Annotated in this window: 25 protein-coding genes; 1 reads left to right on the forward strand and 24 read right to left on the reverse strand. The window is 63.0% G+C overall.

From position 1 onward, the window contains the following. Nucleotides 1-7: 7 nt before the first annotated feature. Nucleotides 8-1133 (forward strand): IS3 family transposase gene (locus V5E97_RS10220; protein ID WP_406699221.1). Its coding sequence is split into 2 segments (ribosomal slippage): nucleotides 8-279 and nucleotides 278-1133, totalling 1128 coding nucleotides; the frame shifts between segments, so codons are not numbered across the junction. 776 nt (nucleotides 1134-1909) lie between these two features. Here the strand turns inward: V5E97_RS10220 and V5E97_RS10225 are convergent. The 24 genes from V5E97_RS10225 to V5E97_RS10340 form a co-directional block, all read right to left on the reverse strand. Continuing rightward, nucleotides 1910-3343, reverse strand: coding sequence for a hypothetical protein (locus V5E97_RS10225; protein WP_406699222.1), 1434 nt, complete (start codon nucleotides 3341-3343; stop codon nucleotides 1910-1912). A 3-nt stretch (nucleotides 3344-3346) separates the two neighbouring features. Next, on the reverse strand, nucleotides 3347-3718 hold the full coding sequence (locus V5E97_RS10230) for a hypothetical protein (RefSeq protein WP_406699223.1): 372 nt from the start codon (nucleotides 3716-3718) through the stop codon (nucleotides 3347-3349). A 6-nt stretch (nucleotides 3719-3724) separates the two neighbouring features. Further along, entirely contained in the window at nucleotides 3725-4555 is an 831-nt protein-coding gene (locus tag V5E97_RS10235; protein WP_406699224.1) for a hypothetical protein, read from the reverse strand. A gap of 3 nt (nucleotides 4556-4558) precedes the next feature. Continuing rightward, nucleotides 4559-5440, reverse strand: coding sequence for a hypothetical protein (locus V5E97_RS10240; RefSeq protein WP_406699225.1), 882 nt, complete (start codon nucleotides 5438-5440; stop codon nucleotides 4559-4561). Further along, a complete protein-coding gene (locus tag V5E97_RS10245; protein ID WP_406699226.1) occupies nucleotides 5433-6026 on the reverse strand; it encodes a hypothetical protein in 594 nt (197 codons plus the stop codon). The genes V5E97_RS10240 and V5E97_RS10245 overlap by 8 nt, the downstream gene beginning before the upstream one ends. Before the next feature lie 155 nt (nucleotides 6027-6181). Further along, nucleotides 6182-6574, reverse strand: a complete 393-nt coding sequence (locus tag V5E97_RS10250) for a hypothetical protein (RefSeq protein WP_406699227.1) — start codon at nucleotides 6572-6574, stop codon at nucleotides 6182-6184. 52 nt (nucleotides 6575-6626) lie between these two features. Next, complete coding sequence (locus tag V5E97_RS10255; protein ID WP_406699228.1) at nucleotides 6627-7145, reverse strand: hypothetical protein; 519 nt, start codon at nucleotides 7143-7145, stop codon at nucleotides 6627-6629. Nucleotides 7146-7232: 87 nt separating this feature from the next. Then, nucleotides 7233-7745, reverse strand: a complete 513-nt coding sequence (gene gp17, locus V5E97_RS10260; protein WP_406699229.1) for a tail completion protein gp17 — start codon at nucleotides 7743-7745, stop codon at nucleotides 7233-7235. Then, nucleotides 7742-8764: a hypothetical protein gene (locus tag V5E97_RS10265; protein WP_406699230.1), complete on the reverse strand. Its 1023-nt coding sequence runs from the start codon at nucleotides 8762-8764 to the stop codon at nucleotides 7742-7744. Before V5E97_RS10265 ends, gp17 begins: the two co-directional genes overlap by 4 nt. Nucleotide 8765: 1 nt before the next feature. Next, a complete protein-coding gene (locus V5E97_RS10270; protein WP_406699231.1) occupies nucleotides 8766-9584 on the reverse strand; it encodes a hypothetical protein in 819 nt (272 codons plus the stop codon). Between the two features lie 3 nt (nucleotides 9585-9587). Further along, nucleotides 9588-10217, reverse strand: a complete 630-nt coding sequence (locus V5E97_RS10275) for a hypothetical protein (RefSeq protein ID WP_406699232.1) — start codon at nucleotides 10215-10217, stop codon at nucleotides 9588-9590. A 19-nt stretch (nucleotides 10218-10236) separates the two neighbouring features. Further along, the gene (locus V5E97_RS10280) at nucleotides 10237-10566 is read right to left on the reverse strand and encodes a hypothetical protein (RefSeq protein WP_406699233.1); all 330 of its coding nucleotides are present in this window, start codon (nucleotides 10564-10566) and stop codon (nucleotides 10237-10239) included. Nucleotides 10567-10593: 27 nt separating this feature from the next. Beyond that, nucleotides 10594-10950, reverse strand: coding sequence for a hypothetical protein (locus V5E97_RS10285; protein WP_406699234.1), 357 nt, complete (start codon nucleotides 10948-10950; stop codon nucleotides 10594-10596). Between the two features lie 2 nt (nucleotides 10951-10952). Continuing rightward, complete coding sequence (locus tag V5E97_RS10290; protein ID WP_406699235.1) at nucleotides 10953-11960, reverse strand: hypothetical protein; 1008 nt, start codon at nucleotides 11958-11960, stop codon at nucleotides 10953-10955. An 18-nt stretch (nucleotides 11961-11978) separates the two neighbouring features. Continuing rightward, nucleotides 11979-12635: a hypothetical protein gene (locus tag V5E97_RS10295; protein ID WP_406699236.1), complete on the reverse strand. Its 657-nt coding sequence runs from the start codon at nucleotides 12633-12635 to the stop codon at nucleotides 11979-11981. Continuing rightward, nucleotides 12628-12807, reverse strand: coding sequence for a hypothetical protein (locus V5E97_RS10300; RefSeq protein WP_406699237.1), 180 nt, complete (start codon nucleotides 12805-12807; stop codon nucleotides 12628-12630). The genes V5E97_RS10295 and V5E97_RS10300 overlap by 8 nt, the downstream gene beginning before the upstream one ends. A gap of 4 nt (nucleotides 12808-12811) precedes the next feature. Continuing rightward, the gene (locus V5E97_RS10305) at nucleotides 12812-13930 is read right to left on the reverse strand and encodes a hypothetical protein (protein ID WP_406699238.1); all 1119 of its coding nucleotides are present in this window, start codon (nucleotides 13928-13930) and stop codon (nucleotides 12812-12814) included. Nucleotides 13931-13943: 13 nt separating this feature from the next. After that, nucleotides 13944-14132, reverse strand: coding sequence for a hypothetical protein (locus tag V5E97_RS10310; RefSeq protein WP_406699239.1), 189 nt, complete (start codon nucleotides 14130-14132; stop codon nucleotides 13944-13946). After that, nucleotides 14129-14299: a hypothetical protein gene (locus tag V5E97_RS10315; protein WP_406699240.1), complete on the reverse strand. Its 171-nt coding sequence runs from the start codon at nucleotides 14297-14299 to the stop codon at nucleotides 14129-14131. The genes V5E97_RS10310 and V5E97_RS10315 overlap by 4 nt, the downstream gene beginning before the upstream one ends. Before the next feature lie 16 nt (nucleotides 14300-14315). Then, nucleotides 14316-14582 carry a hypothetical protein gene (locus V5E97_RS10320; RefSeq protein ID WP_406699241.1) on the reverse strand — a complete coding sequence of 89 codons (267 nt, stop codon included), beginning with the start codon at nucleotides 14580-14582 and terminating at the stop codon, nucleotides 14316-14318. Nucleotides 14583-14649: 67 nt separating this feature from the next. Further along, nucleotides 14650-15192: a hypothetical protein gene (locus V5E97_RS10325; protein ID WP_406699242.1), complete on the reverse strand. Its 543-nt coding sequence runs from the start codon at nucleotides 15190-15192 to the stop codon at nucleotides 14650-14652. Beyond that, nucleotides 15192-16562, reverse strand: a complete 1371-nt coding sequence (locus V5E97_RS10330; RefSeq protein ID WP_406699243.1) for a phage major capsid protein — start codon at nucleotides 16560-16562, stop codon at nucleotides 15192-15194. The genes V5E97_RS10325 and V5E97_RS10330 overlap by 1 nt, the downstream gene beginning before the upstream one ends. Before the next feature lie 536 nt (nucleotides 16563-17098). Further along, nucleotides 17099-17923, reverse strand: coding sequence for a hypothetical protein (locus V5E97_RS10335; protein WP_406699244.1), 825 nt, complete (start codon nucleotides 17921-17923; stop codon nucleotides 17099-17101). Between the two features lie 38 nt (nucleotides 17924-17961). Then, nucleotides 17962-18402, reverse strand: coding sequence for a hypothetical protein (locus tag V5E97_RS10340; RefSeq protein ID WP_406699245.1), 441 nt, complete (start codon nucleotides 18400-18402; stop codon nucleotides 17962-17964). Nucleotides 18403-18514 lie beyond the last annotated feature (112 nt).

Below are 18514 nucleotides of genomic sequence, written 5' to 3' on the forward strand. Positions count from 1 at the left end.
GCGAAGCATGGGACAAATCCGCAAGCGACACTCGGCGGCGTTCAAGGCGAAGGTCGCCTTGGAAGCCGCCAAGCAGGACAAGACGATCTCCGAACTGGCCAAGCAGCACCAGATTCACCCGGTGCAGATCAGCCAGTGGAAGAAGCAACTCCTGGACGGCCTGGAGGGCCTCTTCGAGAACGGGTCGGCCGCCCGCCGGCCCGACCACGAGAAGCTCCAGACCGAATTGTACGAGCAGATCGGGCGGCTCCAGATGGAGCTGGCCTGGGTGAAAAAAAAATCTGCCTTGTGAGGTCGAGGCCAAAAGAGCCTTAATCGAATCCACGCATCCTCACTTGAGTGTTCGTCGCCAATGTGAGCTGCTGGGACTCAATCGGTCGAGCTTCTACTACGAGCCGGCGACGGAGACCCTCGAGAACCTGAGCCTGATGAGGCGGATCGACGAGCAATATCTCAAGACGCCGTTTTACGGCAGCCGCCGCATGACGGCCTGGCTGACGAGGCAGGGAGAGGAGGTCAACCGCAAACGCGTGAGCCGCCTGATGGAATTGATGGGTCTGGAGGCGCTTCATCCCGGGCCTCGAACCACGACGCGAAACCCTGACCACAAGGTTTACCCGTACTTGCTTCGAGACCTGACGATCGAGCGACGCAATCAGGTTTGGTCCACCGACGTGACGTACCTCCCGCTCAACCAGGGCTTCATGTTCCTGGCGGCGGTGATCGACTGGCACAGCCGGTTCGTGCTCTCTTGGCGGCTGTCGAATACGCTCGACGGCCGGTTCTGCCTGGAGGCGTTGGACGCGGCGTTGGAGGGAGGACGCCCCGAGATCTTCAACACCGACCAAGGCGTGCAATTCACGGCGCGGGCCTTCACCGGCCGGCTTGAGGCGGAAGGGATCGCGGTGAGCATGGACGGACGCGGGAGGGCGTTGGACAACGTGTTCGTCGAGCGGCTGTGGCGGTCTCTGAAATACGAGGACATTTATTTGAAAGCATATTGCAGTGCCAGAGAATTGAAAGCCGGCCTTGAAAGGTGGTTTGCGTTTTACAACCACGAGCGCTTGCACCAGAGCTTGGCCTATCGCACGCCCGCCGAGGTCTACCATGGTGCCGAGCCGGTCGGGCCTTGAGAGGGGAGAGCGGGGTGGAGTCCCGCGTTCGTTCCGGCCACCGATTGCATGCCGAGCCGGTCGGGCCTTGAGAGGGGAGAGCGGGGCCGAAGCATAACTTAAAAACCGGGCCGAGTGGTCTGGACATTGGGGACCACTTCACGGTACGGGATTTAAGTGGATTGCCGTCAGCTTATGCAAACGTGGCAAACCTATTGATTGAGAATCAAGCTGGACGAGTAGATCCGAACCGCGACGGAACCATTCAAAGCGTTAAATTCAGGGATTTATTGAGAAACGATACTAATACGTTTTTGGAACACGTTGGACTCGACGATATCACGAGTCAGATGCTTCAGTCTGTTGGCGGTCCCTTGCAATGACAGGGTCAACTTCGCGAAGACACTTGAAGCAATCCAGGTGGCTCACTTTTCCATTTGATCCCTTTCCGGCTGAGCACAGGTTGACTCCGCAGCCGCATTTTGATGAAGGTTGCCAATGCGTGCATGATCTCATTGACTGCAATTGCGATAACGCTTCAGCGATTTCCGGTCGATGGTGCACGGGCTTGAGCGGCTGGGACGACTCTAAGGGGGGCTGGCGATCGACATTGTAGCTGACCTCAAGTGCAGGCGGATCCCAAGCAAGAATCCTAATGATAGCCTCGTGGTCAGTTGTCATCGCTTTTTTGCAATAAGACCCATCAAGTACATACTGCCCAAGACACGGCATCGCCAATCTTGCGGCCACACGAGGGCAAGACTTGCAAAATTCATGCATGTCGACTTTGATTTCCATTAGCACCCGTCGCCGGATGAATCGGCGTTAAGTGGAATTGACATCGAGTAACAAGCCACAAAGGCGATTGCGTGGTACGACATTTTCGGCCAGTCAATATCGTATCCAAACGTAGGAAAATTGCCGATGAATATCTCGTTGATCGTAATGCAGGTTTGCCCAGTGTAGTACAGCCCATCAAACGACGTGGTAATCGACCCTGTTCCCAAGATCATACCGTCGTCATCATTGGTCACTGTGATATTTCCAGTGCACCCTGGAGCATTCGTGCGTGCTACAAAGCAAACTGATGTGATCGAGGTGACCGTTACATTCGTGGTCGAGCAGGCTATGACGTCGAAATCAAGGGTTCGCGTTGCACCTGACGGATACGTGACTGTGGCGGTGTAGGAACCGTGGCCGACTCGAAGGCAAAGTAGGCCGTTTGCATCGCCGGTGCCGGTGGCGACGCCGGTGCCAGTGGTTGAGACGGTGGCGTCGGGGACGGGCACGGTGCCGGACGAGGTGCATCGGAGGAATGTGAAACAGACGGTGCCCAGCGATGCGCTGGGGAAAGTCACGGACACGTGGTTGTCCTGGTTGCAGACGGCATTGACGGTCGCGGTGCGATCGGTGGCTCCGGGGACTTGGACGGTCACTTGATACGTGCCGGCGGAGGGGATTTCGATGCAGCATTGACCCTTCACGGTGGCCGAGGCCGCTGCGTCCGTGCCTGGGCCTGCGCCCGGGAAGGTGAGGGTGGCTGAGGTGTAGCCGGAACCTCCGTCCGTTAAGAGCAGGTTGGTGATCTGGCCACCGATGACGTCGAAGGTTCCGGCGGCGCCGCTGCCATCGCCGCTGATGCCCAGGGGGTATTCGGTTCCGTTGGTGTAGCCGGAGCCCGGGTTGGAGAGAGACAAGTCGGTGAGGGTGCCGGTGGTGAGGCAGGTGCCCACGGTGTTCGGAGGATCGGCCGAGTCGTTGATCGTCACCGTGGCGCCGTAGACGGGGGCTGCGGGCGAGCATCCGTCGCTGTCGATCGTGACGCAGATGCGGCCGCTCTCGCAGGTTGACGTTCCCAATCCCACCCACTGGAAACGCCAGTCTCCGGCGGCCGTCCAGGTGATCGGCACGACCTTGCCGGCCAATCCCGGCTTGTCGTTGAGCTCGTAGACGTTGGCGGTTCCGCTGTCTCCGTTGACCATGACCTCCCAGGTCCCGCCGGCGGCGTCGCGAACTTCCTGGAAGGAATAGGGGGAGGACGAACCCGAGAGCATCGCCCACGTGGGCTGAGGGAATGCCAGGGCCAGGCACTTGCCGGTCGGGCTGGACCAGAGGCGGAGGTATCGGCCGGTCACCGCAAGGTTGGCGAACTGCTCGAGCTTCTCGGCGATCGCATTGAACAGGTCGGCTTCGATCGGGTCACCGGGCTTGACGTGCGGGAGTTTGGCCATGGCTCAGCAGGTCCCCGCGAGGAATCGCCAGTCGCCTGACGCCGATCGCCAGAGCTGGACGTACGTGTTCGACGCGACGGACGGGTTGCCTTCGGCTTCGTAAGCGACGTCCGTCAGTGTGCCCACCGTCCAGGTCCCGCTGGAGTCGGGGAACTGCTCGGTGAATGGGTACGTCCCGCTTGCCAGAGGACCTGTGATCTTGCCCCAGATGGGCTCGGAGGTCACGGCGTCGAGCACGTAGCCATCCGGGTCTGCGATCATGTTCAGGCTTCCGCCCTGGCCCACGGTGAGGTTGCACTGATTGGCGGCATCGATCAGCCGGTTGAAGTCGGTGTCGGTGATCGGGTCGCCCGGCTTGACGCGAGGGAGTTTCACTGGGGTTTAGCCTCGATAGGCCGAGGGAATCAGGCTCGACAGGTCGGAACGCAACAGGATGGCGGCGCCGTTGTAGCGGGCTTGCTGGGGGCCATCGACGCCGTTGGGGTCGAACACCTCGTCCCAGCGGAGGATCGGGCGGAAGGCAAAGACATACGTCAACGACTGCGTGTAGGTGGCGTCCGTGCTCGCCTCGGTGTGGCTCTTGCAGCCGTTGAACATCAGGTAGCCAGGGGCGACACCCAGGAAGGTCGCGTCGTTGAGCGGCTTCTGCATGGCCGCCAGGATCTGCGCGGCGGGCAGATAGGGGACTTGATGCAACTGGATCGTCATGACCGCCTGAGCGATCGGGAACGCGTAGGGCAGATCCTTCAACTTGTGCCCATTGGCCAGCGTGACCGCCGACTTCTCGATGGTGACGAACTCGCGGCCGAAGTCGATCTCCTGGGTCGCATAGACGTAGGGGGCGGTGGGGTCGAGTGAGATGTCGGGGTTGGGTAGGTAGTTGAACTGAGGGACGTTGTAGTTGACCGTGATCACCGCCTGCGCGAACTGAATCTGCAACGAGCCCTGCGTGGCCTTGCCCTTTCCCTCGATGGAAATCTCGCGGGCGAACATGTTGTGGCTTTCGGGATAGCGGGCGGGCGCTGTGAGGGTGGTGGTGCCACCGACGCCGCCCGAGTGCGTGACGAGACCGAGCAAGCCGTTTGCCACGGCGTAGCGGTCCGCCCAGTCGCAGAGGAATTTCTTCGTGGCGACCGGCCCCTCCCGGTGGATGCCCTCGTTGAAGCCTTCACGCAACTCCTGACAGACAATGCCGTTGATGGTCGTCGCCATGGATCAAGTCCTCCCGCGAGCGAATCGGGCGACGTCGCCCTGTCTGTTCTTGTCCATGACCGCCCTGGTCAGGTTCTCGAGCTTCCTGTTCGTGTTTTTCTGTTCGTCGAGTTGCCGGGCCGGAATCTTGTCTCGCTCGGCCGGACTCGAGAAGCCGGCCACCAGCATCCTGTCGAGGTACTGTTTGTCAGAGAGGACTTTGGAATCAATCGTTGATGTATTCGAGGATTGTGGATTTGATTTTGGATTCGGCTCGGTCGCGGCCTCGACCCGATTCGTCCTTGCCTCCGCGTTGGTGGTCCCCACCTTGAGGACTCGCTCGTTGAGGTTGTTGTTGACCCATGCCGACAGTTTGTCCGCCACTCGGGTCGTTAACTCGCCGATCTCCTCGGCCGCAACCCCGGCCTTTGCCAGGGCCGATCTGACGCTCGATCGAAGTGAGTTCTCGCCCCTCTCGACCGAGTCGAGGATTGCGCTGTCGACGGACGCCCCGAGAGCGTTTGAGAGGCGGCTGGCCTCGCGGTCGGCGGCTTCCTCCTTCTGCCTGGCCGCTTCGACGTTCTCGTAACCTGTGGGACGATCAACGGTGGTTTGCGCCAGGAAACCGGACGGGATCAAGGTTTGACCGTCTCGGCCCGCCGTCGAATTCGCGGGCAGGGAGAGTGCGGACTCTGCCGCCGAGAGGCCCGCCTTCAGACGCTCGATCTCTCCGCGGAGGCGAGCGCTCTTGTGGGCGTACTCGGTAATCTTGAATTGACCCTGTTCGTAGGCCGTACCGAGTTTGATGAGGCTGACTTCGAGATCGCGAATTTCCTGGTTCACCTCGTCAACGCCCTTGGCGCCGGCTTCGAGAATGGCGCGGGCGAGGGTAACGGGATCAAGCATTGGAAGCGTCTCCTGTGACGAGGGATTCCAGTCCCGGCGCGGCCTCCCACAAGGCTTGCACCTCGGCTGGCGACAGAAGTCCTTCGTCTCCTGCTTCACCCCGGCTGACGAAGTTGTCGAACTGGTCGAGCGTGATCGCGGCCACTCTTTCGTAGGCGTCTGCCCGATGGTCCGTGAGCGACTCGAAGATCTCGCCCCAATTCACCTCGGTCAGGTCCTTCGGAGGGCGATTGCCTGTCCGCTCGAGGACAAGTCCGCGCCGGAATGCGGTCGAGAGGAGTCGCGATTCGTCCTCGACGGTCATCGTGGCCGCGAGTGTCCTCGCCCGGTCACGCGTCAGCGTGGGGTGGCACGACAAGAGGGACAGGTGGAGAATGACGGCCAGCCCCTCGGTCGTCGCCAGGGCGAGCCGGGAGGCTTCCCCAGAGAATAAAGGGGGCCCATCGCGAGCGTCATCGCGCGGGAGCCGATCTTCGAGCCATGCCAGGACCTCTCCGATCTGGGCGAGGGTGAGCGTGCGGGCACGATAGGACGCCCCGTCGAGCACGATCACTCGCGGCGCGTTGGTGACGCTGGGCAAATTCATGAAAGTGGACCCCATTGGAACTGCTTTTGTGTTCCTGTCTTTAACTCCAGCGTTCCTCTGTGATGCAATCGTTTTGAAACTCCAAGGGGCGACCGGCAGAGTCAGCCCTTGATTCTTGACGGTCACCCCTCCCGCACTGCCGGCGAGGAACCGCGTTAGCTCACCGGGTAAGTAATCGCGCTCGAACTTTTCACATTGACGGTCACGGCGACTGCCCCGGCCTTGGGGCCACTTTTGAACGAGAATTTGGAGCAGAGGACCGTGGCCGAGAAGTCGTCCGTGCCGTCGGGCTTCAGATGGGCGACGGCGAAAGTCCGTGGCTTCAGTTGTTGGGGGGCGACCGTCGGCTTGTTGGTCGTGTCGTAGATGAACGTGATCGTCCCTTCGAAGCGCTCGACGCCGTCGAGAACGACCTGGGACCCGCCCGCGCCGGTATGAGTGATGTCATCCGCATCCACCTCCCAATCGAGGTTGAAGTCGGTGACGGCGAAATCGGTCGAGCCGATCAGGAACTTGCCTTTGTATCCGTGGATGAACGTATTGGGCATCGGTTCGCCTCAGGGGTTTGTCGGGGCTTGTTGGGGAGGGGCAGGAAGCGTGTCAGGAGACGGCGGTACAACCCGCGATGAGCAGGTTGATGGTCACATTGTTGCTGCCTGGATCGAGCTTGAGGTTCTTGCTCGTCCCGCTGGTCACCGCGCCGACACCGGATCCGACCGACGTTGGGTCCGTGAAGTAACGAATCGAGCCGGCGAACACGGTATCGGTGCCGGTCGTTCCCCAGAACGGAGCCCACGGATTCGCGGCGGCCGCCCCAAGGGCGACGTTGAAGGAGCTCGTGGCCGTCACGACCTGGACGACGAGTTCGCGGATACGGGCGAAGTTGACAGTGGCTCCCGACAGATCGGCGAGCGCCGTGAGGTCGATCGTTTGCGGAGTGCTCGCGACCAGGGCGATCTGCTTGGCGTAGATCAGGTTGATCTGGCCCGCGCCTGTGCCATTGGCGTACTGGGTGGTCAGCGAGATCGATGCGGGCAACGTCTGGGTGGTCACGAGACCCGACGTGACCGTCTGGTTGAAGCCTGTGACAAGCTGTACGGTTCCAGTGACGACGGCCATGAGGCCACCTCATCGTTTGGGGCTTGGTGTTGGCGGAAGGGAGGGTTGAGTTGCAAACAGAATCAAGGGAGGGCAGGGGAGGCCATCTCAGGAGGACCGATTCACCATGTAATCGAACACGATCACGCGAGCATAGGCGGTCGGGTGGTCGGCGCAGACGTGCGCGATCGGGACTGAGAACGGTGTACGGGCACGAAGGTTCATGAGTAAACCGTCGTCGAAGACGAGTGGCGCATCATTCAGCGTCTCAGCCAGGAGCCGCCCCAGGTCTCGAGCCATTTTCTTCTCGTCCGACACGACCTTGAAGCGGATCTGCCCGGTCTCGATCGAAGGGGCAACACTTCCTGTTGTTGTCATGTAGGTGATGTCGCTGTCTGTCTCTTCGTAGACGGCCCACGGCAGAATGACGCCTCGCCGCGCGGAGTCTGCCCAGAACTTTGTCGTCGCCAGCGCGGCCCTGTTCTCGCCAAAGGCCGTGACGACCGCGGGTGTTGCCCGGAGATGCCCGATCATCGCGGCGGGCAAATCCGGATAGGTTTCGGAGGAGTGCGCAGACTCGAGTCCGAAGACCACCGAAAAACCGGGGGTGAGCAGGCTCATTGCGGCGTCCTCGATGTGGGGTCGGTTCCGTCATCGAGGTTGAACGTGACGGTTGCGACGGATTGGCTGTTGTAGCCGAAGAGCTTCAAGGTTTTCCCCGCGACATCCTTGACCATCTTGCCCCAGGCCGAGGCCCAGGCGCCGTGCAAGGCTCCGCCGACGGTCGCGGTCTTCACGTCGGTCAGGGCTTGGGAGAGGTTGAGCGAGTAGCCCGACTTGTCGTTATTGGTCCCGACGGTCACCGCCGCCGTGACCGAAGCCACCGCGCCGCCCGCGTAAGTCGAGCGGGTGCTGATCGCGGCGTCCAGGTTGGCCAACCTCGTGTCGCCGAGCGCCGTGAGCCCGGCACCCGCCGCTCCGATCAGGGCATAAGCGTCACCGGTCTGGGCGACGACAATGCCGGGAAGGCGCGTCAGCAACGTGGTCGTTCCGCTGGTGTCCGCCCCGGCGTACGTTGACCGGGTCGAGACGGCGGCATCGAGGTTGGCGAGCCGCGTGTCACCGAGGGCGGTCAGCCCGGCTCCGTTCGCGCCGATCCGTGCGAAGCTGTCTCCCGTTTGGGGGGTGTTCCCCGTGTAGGTCGTCAGCGTGCCAACCGTCGTCACGGTGCTGACCGCCCCGCCGCTGGTTGTGATCGCTCCGCCCGAGACGACTGCCGTCGCGGCGATATCGTTGAACCCCGTGATGTTCGTCGTCTTCGCCAGGGTCAGCCCCAGGCTGGCCGACTGCGGGTCATAGGCCACCACGTCATACCGGTCGTCGCAAGGGTCAGCGCCCGTGGCGGTGCCGTGCAGGAGGAGCGGGCCGAGCGTGGCCGTGTCCGTCGCGTTACCGGCGACCTTGTACCAGCCATTGGCAAGCTCGGTGACCGCCCCAGCCGGGGTGGCGAACGTGCCCCCGTTCTTGCTGAGGGTGACCGTTGGCGAGAGACCGGTCTGTCCGGTGATGTGGTCGGTCGAGTCGACGAGCAAAAAGAGCAGCGGCTGCGCGGTCTGCGATTGCTTCAAGGGATAGCCCATCTCAGGAAAGTCCTCTCGAGCCGGTGCGGAACGAACGGCCACGGCGGGCGTATACGACGCTGGTGGTCCCCCCCGATGTGCCCGCCGCCAGCAGGGCCGGGCGGCTCCGGGGCCGGATGGCCGAGAACTGACCCGAGAGCAGGTCATTGGCCAGGGCCAGCGGGTCGGGGACGGAGCCGCTGCCGCAGCCGGCCCAGAGGAGCGATCCCGTGAAGGCGTTCGTGACCGTCGCGTTGCGAATGGCACCGATCGTCAACGTATCGCAAGTGATCGCGCCAAGAGCCGCTGCGTTCGTGCCGACCAGTTGGCCATCGAAATAGAGATTGCGGACTGAGGCGGTTGGCGACACGCACATAACAACATGCGGTCGGCCATCACTCTGATTCCCCACGGTGGCCGAGACCGACCTTAGATTCCCAGCGTCGTTGCGGACTTGCCATGCCAGCAAGCTACTGTTGCCGCTGTTGTGCAAGATCCCCATGGATTGGGTTCCCGCCGAGTTGCCTTGCGCCAGGGAATATCCCGCGGTGATCCCCGTTTTCACGGTCAGCGCGGCCATCCAGAACGGATAGGTCGCCCCCAGCAATTGCGCCGGCGGGTCAATCGCGACATAATTGCTCGTGGAGAACCCGCCGATCTGCGGGCCGTACAGCCCGGATTGCCAGCTGGGCGAGCCGACGAAGGAGCCGTGATTGGATCCCGCGAAGTCACGGACCGTATTCCCCGAGCCCTCCACGAGCGGCATGTAGAGCCGGCACCCGGCCGGGGCCTCGTCATCCTGCCACTCCGGGTCGTCTGGCTTGGCGTCAAAGTAGGCCACGCATCAACTCCCGTAAGTGATCTCGTTGCCGATGGCGTCCACGATCACCGCGGTTCCGGCGACCCGCCAGAAGAGCAGCAACGCGAACTTGCCGAACGGAACCCGGAGGCCGTGCGTGCTCTGGTCGTTCGCAACCAATGTCCCGTCGATCGACCTTCGTTCTCTCCAGGTCCCCGGCAGTCCGGAATCGCTGGTGAAGAGCGTGACGCGACATGCGGTGGTCGGGGCCGTCGTGGTCGCGATTCTGACGACCGCTTCCGCCTCGTCGGTTGTCGCCAGAGCCCCGACCGTTAGATTTCCGTCGACGGTGGTTCCATTGCCCCAGATCGAGGCGGCCAGCCCCTTCTGGGCCGTGACCGTGCCGGCCGACGAAGCGCCGGGGTCGGCCTCCATCGTATAGGTGAATGTGTTGGCGTCGGCGACCGTGACGACCTGGAACGGCCCGTTGTAATTGGGGAGGTTGCTTCCCTGGATCAACACCCAGTCGCCGATGCTGAAGCCGTGGCTCGTGGCCGTCGCGGTCGCCGTGGTTCCCGAGCGGGTGACGGCCGAGACGGACTTGCTCGCCAGTACGGCGAGCGACGCGGGGGTTCGGAGCGATCGCTGGGTCTGGGTGCGGGTGACGGTGGGCATCTTCGGTCCGCTCCTTGGCTCAGGCGTTCAGGGCGACGAGGGGGGCGAGATTTTGAAGGCCCACGTATTCCACGTCGGAATCCTCCGCGAGCTGCGCCGAGGCCGCCGCTGCCGCGATCGTGGGATTCTGAACGAGGAAGGTCAGGAGGCGGCGCACCTGCAATTCGAGTCCGGCCTCGGAGGCTTCGGCGGCGTCCGCCCAGGCGATCCGGGCGGCATGATTGGCCGTTCCTGGGTCCTCGTTGCGGATGTCCGGGATGGCCTTGACGAGCAGGAAGCTCTCCGCCTGCGCGTAGAGATTTCCGTTGCGTCGAGCCTGGTAGATTTCGAGATAACCACGTGTGGACATGAGGGCTCCAGGCGAGAACGATGGCCGTCATTTTCTTTCTTCGCAACCGACCACGAACGCCGCTCCGCGTCCGGCCTGGTCGGCGTTGCCGTGGACGAAGAGGTTGTGACTCACGCCGGCCTCATCGACCCAGACGATCTTGTCATCCGCGACGAGCTCGTAGTTGGCGGCGAACATCACATCGAAGTGGGTCTTCTCGGTCAGGCGGGCGGCGTCGTTGTCCAGGAACCGCGCGGGCGCGGCGGGCTGGACCGAACAAGGGATGTCGGTGGCGAAGGCGTCGCCGTAGGAGTCGGCGGCCACCCCCGCATCCGCATCCTGGGTGGGGGCGAAGCGGTAGAGGGACACCCGGTTGACGAGGCAGCGGGAGGAAGGGCTTCGCATGCTCAGACGCTCCAGTCTTTATAGAAGCCGAGCACACTCGTGGCCCATTCGGGGAGGTTGGTCATCACGTCCTTGGCCGTCCATGAGTACTTGTCGGCGGTCTCGCCCTTGAGGCTCGGATCGCCGTCGAGTCGCGCATAGATCCCCTTCACGACCTCTGCGCAAACCTGTTGCAGGTTCTCGGGCACGGTCGCCCAGCCGGCTGTGTAGGTGACCTGGTACTGGCCCCAACCCCAGCTCCCGCCATCGCCACCAAGTCCATCCCACGGGGCTCCGAAGGGGTCGCCAAAGGCATTTCCGCTCCAGCCATAGCAGCGCATGATGCCCGTGGAGCGGTCGATGTCGTAGGAAGAGGCCGGAGTGGTGAAGAGGCCGAGGCAAACCCCCGTGCCGAGGGCGTTCTTCGGCTCGCGCACCCCCACCAGCGAGGCGGACGGGAAGAGGCCGATATTCGGGGCCGCGCCCGTCGCGTTCACCGTGGCCGACCATCCGTTGCCCAGGGCATTGATCGCGGTGGCGAGTGCGTCGAGAGTGACGTGCGACGCGAAGGTCAGCGTGTCCGTGCACGTGGCTCCGCTCGCGGTTCGTGACAGGCTCAGGCCTGTGTACGTGAGGTCGAGATACTCCACGTCGCCGGTCATGCTGAAGACCACGCTCGCGATCTGGTTGGTTGTCGAGTCGCGGTTGGTCACGGTCATGACGCTCGACCGCCCCGTCATGACACTTGTGACCGACTGCACCGGGAAGGCGGACAGCTTGGCCGTGGCGGGCTCGCCGCGGTCTTGCCGTGACCCCTCGGGCGTGACGATCTCGCTGTAGGTCTGGGCGCCGAACTTACGTGAGCAGTAGCGAATCACCTCACGTGAGGCCGCGGTGATCAAATTGCCAAGGATCGCGGCTTGCGCCGTGGTCAACGTGACTCCGCCGGCGAGCAAGACATTGGTCGCATAGGCGCCCGTGATCAGGTCGACCGGGTCGGAGTTGGTGATCGGAATGGGGACGGCGGGCAAGTGAGCACCCCTCTTGCATCAAGAGACTGTGACGGGGACGACGAGCAACTGGTAGCCGTCAGCCTTGAACGTGATCGAGTAGGCCTCGGGGTCGAGGTCGATGTTGTTCGCCCACGACCCATTGCTGAGGGTCAGCGTTTCGCCCCGGATGGTCGCGTTGTTCGGATTTGAGGCATATTCCGAAGCGAGGTAAACACGGACGAGCGCCCCACCGATCCCTTGGCCGCCACTGGTCTGGTAGGTGAGGTTGTCCGCGAACGGATAGTCCTGGTTGACCGTGACCGAGCCCGTCCCGATCGGGCCGTAGCCGAGGGGGGCCGGGTCGGGCAGGTCGGCCACCGTGATTCCGTCGGTGACCTTGGACGCACCGCCGAACGTCGTGCCGTCCCAGTACCCGCTGCCTTGCCCGATCGCCACGTCCCCGACGGCCGGTGAGCCACCGGACTGGAGATAGACCGACCACGAGTAGTTGCCTGGCGGTGAGACCGTCGGGAACTGGCAGACGTAACGCCCGCTGGACGCCGGAGCCTCCGGAGTCGCCGTGGCGTAGGACGTCCAATCCAGGTTGGCGAAGGTGACATAGTCGGTCCCGTTCCAGACGCCGCTGCCCCCTTCGATCTGGGCATACAGGTTGGCCCCGGTGGGATACCGGAGGCGGAGGGTTGTGTCAGCCATCGGTGGTCTCGCTCAGGGCGTCAAAGTTTCTCTGGGCACACTCCACGCCGGCGAGGACACGCAGCCCCGCCTCGTCGGTCGTGCCGGGGAAGTGGAGGGTTTCAGCGGCGGACCCATCCGAGATCGCAACTCGGCTGGCGTCTGGCTCGACTGTCGTGATTTCCCAGCTCATGCGATTATGTCCCGAAACCAAAGGTTCTCAGAGCGTCGTATGCTTTTTGAAGCATGGCTTGCTCCGCGGCCCCATAGCTCGCGGCGGCCGTCGCCGCGCCCATCGTGACTCGGGTGGACGGGGCCGCACCGAGGAAGCCGATGGCCGTTGCCGATCCGGTGTCGGAGCCCCGGATGATGAACCGAGTCACCGCCTGGTTGGTCAGGCTGAGCGTGTTGGTGTTGACGACCATGCTGCCGCCGGTCGCGCCCGACCACTGAAAGATGTTGCCGAAGAGGCGAAGAAAGCCGGAGTTTGCACCTGAGTTGAAGGTGAACGCCGTGGAACTGGTCGAATTCAGGACCACTGATGCGAACTGGGCGGAAATGGCTCGGCCGATCGTCATCGTGTCGCGTTGAGTGCCGGTCTCGACCGTCTCCAGAGAAAACCCGGGATCGCCCGTCGAATCGCAGAGAAAGAATCGGGTCAAACCGCCATCGGTTCGATAGAGTTTCGCGAGCTGATTGGAATGGTTTTCTGCGTTGAAATAGACCGTGGAGGCACCCATCGCGACGTCGGCCTTGTTGCTTCCGTCCTTGAGGATCGCGATCGTGATCGGCCGGATTTCCGGCCCGCCAGGATAAATCACCGATCCGACGTGGACCTCGAATCGCGGCGCACCGCCCTGGTAGTAATTCGACTCGATCCGGTAGGAGCAACTCGGTTGAGACGGATCCTTGGGCCCCCCCTCGGCATAGTTGTATCCCCAGCCGAACACGACGTTCTTCTGCGGGCCCGGGCCGTAGCTGGGTGACGACCCGATTCCAAAACCGTAGTGGCATGAGTACGGGTCATCCGACCAGAACTGGATCAGTTGATCGGTCGGGTTGAGGCTGTTGTCGTGGATCTGGGTTCCGTTGCGGTCGACCTTGATGAGGTCGCCGCCGCTGGCCGTCTGGATGCTGTGCCGGTCGCCACCGACGCCGGCCGCCTGGCCGACCAGTTTTCGTTGCCGGGTGGATGGGTTCCAGTAGTTGTTGACGTCGAACGTGGGGAGCAGTCCTGGCCCGGCGGACACTGGGGACGCCCCATTGACGCTGGAGGCGAGAGCGGCATCACTGAGGTTGATCGCGACGATGGGCATTGGCGGTCCCTGGTCAGGCGGTCTTGGACGTCAGGCGGTCGCGCTGGTCGAGCAAAGCCTTGTGCGAGGCGAGCTGAGCCTGGTAGCTGTTCTGGGCCACCAGCAGGGCGAATTCCGACTCCGGCACGGCCTTCTTGAAGTAGTTGGCCATGTTCTCGGGCGTCAGGCTGTCGGGCTTGAAGTCGAGGGTGGCATCGATCACGAACGGTTCTCCTTGGCTCGCTCGCACTGACACCCCACGACCCGCTGCCGGGCCTTGCCGTGGACGTAGACGACCTCGAGGCGTCCCGACTGACGGCAGAACGGGCAGACGGCAGACGGGGCGTAGGGCGAGGAACGGATGAGCTTGGTGGCGTAGGTGTTCAGCACGAGTGGTTCCGTCGTTTCAGGAGAGCGGCTGGCCGTCCCAGGCATGCTCGCGGACTTGTTTGTCGATCTCGGCCAGTTCGCGGCGGATCGCGGCCTGGCGGAAGGCGATCTGGTCGGCCTTGGCCGCGTTCTCGCGGAGCTCGGCGTGGAGCTCGCGGGCCTTGGCGGTCATCTGGCCGATGGCGCCCGCGCGATGCGGAGGCAGGCAAGGGGCGATCGAGTTCGGCCCGGGCGGGCCTTTCGAGGCCGGGTTTGTGGGCCTGGCTTTGTCGGTTGGCGGCATCTTGATCTCTGAAATTGAGGGTGGTCACGCCGCCGTTGAGGAGGGCGGCGTGAGTGAGACTGACTCGTTATCGCCAGAGCGAAACGGTCTGGGCGACCGTCGTGGCATTGTTGCTCGAGGTCGGCTCGAACCGGGCGAGTTCGCCAAGGACGACGACCGCGGAGTTGGCCGCGGCCGTGCCGGGCAAGAGGCTGCCCTTGATGAACGCGTAGTTCAAGCCGAGCGCCTGGACCTTCTCGGCCGTGACCATGACGACCGCGTACTTGTTGTCGTCAGTGGCCTTCACGAGCTGGGTGATGGCGGACCCGCTGATCGCAGCGTAGCTTCCGGCTGCCGTGGTCGCTCCCTTGACCTGGAAGTCGAGTGTGCCCGAGGCGCCGAGTGTGCCCGAGTCGATGACAAAGAGCACCTGCCGAAACTTCGACAGGTCGATCGGACCCGTCAGTTTCTCGGAAGTGGACTGGCTGGCCGAGTGAATGCCGTCGGCCGCGACCGCCAGGGCTTCGGTGAAGAGTTCGGTGTACATCGTGTATCCGTGAGGAAGGATCGTGAGGGTGAAGGTGAGCTGCGTCCGAAGCGAGCCGACGAACGCCGGCTCGCCCCGAGTCATCAGGTGGTCGAGGAGCTCAAGATCACAAACGGCGAGGTCTTGGTCGTGCCGTCCTGCTGGGTGAAGGGGGCATCGATCTGGGCCTGACCGTCGACCCGCTCGATGATCCGGTAGGTGATCTGGTTGGTGTTGAAGGCATACTGATCCGAGGCCGCGATCTCGAGCGACCCGGTGTCGGCCGTGATGTACTTGGAGAAGTCGGCCAGGAGGACGTCACCGGTCGTCCCGAGCGGAGGGAGCTTCTCGGTGAAGAGGACGGGGCGGCCGAAGAGGAGCAGTTGCCCCATCGCGAGCTTGGCCTCGTTGTAGCCGGTGCCGACGTTCGGGATGTAGGTCACCCGACCGCTCGCATCGACCAGTTGGACGAGCTGGCTGAACAGGTTGTTGGTCATGACCCAGACCGACTTGGGCCGCGATTGCGGGGTCATTGCCCCCATCACGTTGGCGGCGTCGACGAGTTTGAACTGGTTCGCCGTGGCCCGAGTGGCGTAGGTGATCGTCGCGGGCGACTGGAGGATGCCCTTCGGCTTGGCCACGCCGTCACCGGCGAGGAACGCATAGTCTTCGGCGTATGCGATTGCGCCGGAGAACAACGACTTGAGCTCGGAATCGAGTGAGATGAACGAGTCGGAGAGGAGAAAGCGGCTGATCTTCGTGAGCCCCTGGAGCTCGTTCGTGACGATGTGGACCTGCTTGAAGGTGGGCTCGGTCGGCGTGCCGGGCTGGGCCTCGCCGCTCCAGGTCATTTTCACGCCGCCGTAGTAGGCCGACTGCGGAGCGCCCTGCGTCCCTGAGGGAACGAAGGTCTGATTGAGCATGGGATAATACGCTTCCCGTGCCGGCAGCTTCTTGTTGTTTGAGAAGGGCCGAACGATCGACTCTTCCCGAGCGAGCTGAAGCAGCTCCTTGCCGTAGTCGGGAGCCACGGTGTAGCCTCCCGTGGTCCCCGACCCCTCCGCCAGGTCCTTCTTGTCGAACACGCGGAACGACGAGCCGTAGACCTTTTCGAGGTGCTCCTGGGCCTCGCGCTGACGTCCCGGGTAGGTGTTGTGGCACTGGGCGATCGTGATCCACTTGACCTGATCGGCCAGGCACTTTCTCCGGTCGGCCTCCGACTCGCCGGGACGGATGTCCGCGTTGGCCGGGTGCTGGCCGCCGTACGCCTTCGTGCTGACGACTTCCGCGGCCCCGGCCGCGAAGCCTTGCGCCACGGCGGTCTTGATCGTGTCGGCCAGGCTCAGGATCGGATCGTCCTCGGGAGCCTGCTCGGCGATGCCGATCTCGATCAGACGCTTGCCTGCCGGCTCTTCAACGGGCACGACGGCCCCCTTGCGGTGCTCGTCATAATTCTTGAGAAACTTGATACGCATCGGGATTGGACCCTTGAAGGGGGGTTGGTCAGAGGAAAACAACCAATGCGAGGGCCGGACAGCTCCGAACGCGCCGGCACCGTCCATCTCTTGAGGATGGCTCGACCGGTTCGATCGGTCTTCTCAGCGTGCTCTTACGAAGATCCCCGTTGCCTGGGGCATCGGGAGGGATCGCAATACTGGGTGTGAGGGAGGGATCAGCCGGTTGTCGCCCTGAATGGACGCAAACTCATCGGAACCTAAGAACAATGATCCGCGACAGAGCGAAAGAACCGACGCTTTTTACCTGATCCGCAACGGGTTTGCAGTAGCACGGCCGGCCCGGCCGTAATTCCCTTGGGGTTGGCGCGAGTCCGAGGAATTGACAGTTGCCGAGGGGGATACGGCCGGGCCGGCCGTGCTACTGGTTATTAATTAATAGTGAATTTACTTGGTGATGTGTGCTGATTTTGACGAGATGGCCGGCGTTCTGCCCGCAATCCGATTTTCATTCGAGAGCAGAGGGGGGCGCCCGCGGTCTCAGGTGGCCGCCGTGGTCAGACGAACCCGGCGGCTCGCTCGGCTTCCTCGCGGGCGATTCTGCGAAATCCATCGGGACTGAGCATCTCATTGAGCTTGGCGATCAACTCCGCTCGGACCTCCTGGTCAGACTGGACCACGACTTGGGGGAGCGGGTCGGCCGATCGGGTTCTCGACGTCATTTGCGTTCCCTTGGCCAACTTGATTTGCGATGGCGGTCGCATCGGCTCGGCCAGCTTTGTCAGGTTGGCAAGTCGCGCGGCGATGTGGTCGCAGGTCGGCAGGTGGCCGTCACCCATGGCTTTGTAGCATTGGATCCGGGCGGCCGGATTGTCGGCCGTGCCAAGCATGTCTTCCGCCACGTCGGGAACGTGCCCTCGGGTCGAGAAGCTCTCGATTCGACCGACGCCGTTGTAGTGGGACGCCGTGACCTGAACGTGATCGAACCGCTGAAACCCACCTGCCTCCTCCACGTCCACATCCGCTTTCTCGACATCGTTCGGGGCGTGGTCGCTCTCGGAGGGGCTCGCGGACGCGCTCGTCGCAAGATCCTCCTCGGCCGTTCCGCTCCCGGCGGTCGGCGGGTCCGCGGGGGCCGATACCGTCACGCCGCTCTTGTTCTCGACGGCTTGACCGGCCGAGACGTCGGGAGGGCTGGCGGCATCGAGGATGCTGGGAGCCTGGGGTGGTGGTGGGGGTGGTGAAAAGACGGGCCGGTGGACACCTTTATTAACCGCGGCAACGAGTGCCTGAGGGTTCATGGGAAGACTGCAGACGCTGTATTCCAGGAGAACGCAGCGGCGAATGATCCGTTCGGCCCCTTTCCAGTCGGGCCGTCGCACAAGTTCTTCCCTCGTCGGCGGTCCCCACTCGCCCGGTTTCAGGTCGTCAGGAGGGCGGAAGCCGATCGAGATTCCCGGAGCGAGCGGGACTTGATCTTGCGCCAGACCGCCTCGGTTTCCGGGTCATCATCGAGAATCGTCTTGGCGTAGAGCCCGTTGAACTCACGGCTCTGCTTGATCTTGACCCACTCGCAGCGCCCGAGGGGCCATCGACCGTAGTCGTGGAATGCCAGAACGCAAGGATTTCCCTCCTCGGGCGTTCTCCCAAGGAAAAAGGATTTGTAGTCGACGCCCGACGACACCACGACGTCTCGTTCGTGGTCGACGCAGTCCGTCGAAATCCAGGCGACCATCGAGCGTTCGCCGGGTGTGAAATGAGTCTCAACCGGCTCGAACACCTTACGTGTAAGCGTGAACAAGACCTCAGTCGATGGCTCGGTCGACATCGCAGTCTCCGCGGTAGCGGTCGCAGTCGTCATGGTTCGTTTCCAGTAGGACGGCCGGCCCGGCCGTGATTGTTTCCCGGCCGGCCCGGCTGTGATTGTTTCCCAGCCGGCCCGGCTGTGATTGTTTCCCAGCCGGTCCGGCCGT

Origin of the sequence: Singulisphaera photorubra, from assembly GCF_045290345.1 — a bacterium.
GTDB lineage: Bacteria > Planctomycetota > Planctomycetia > Isosphaerales > Isosphaeraceae > Singulisphaera.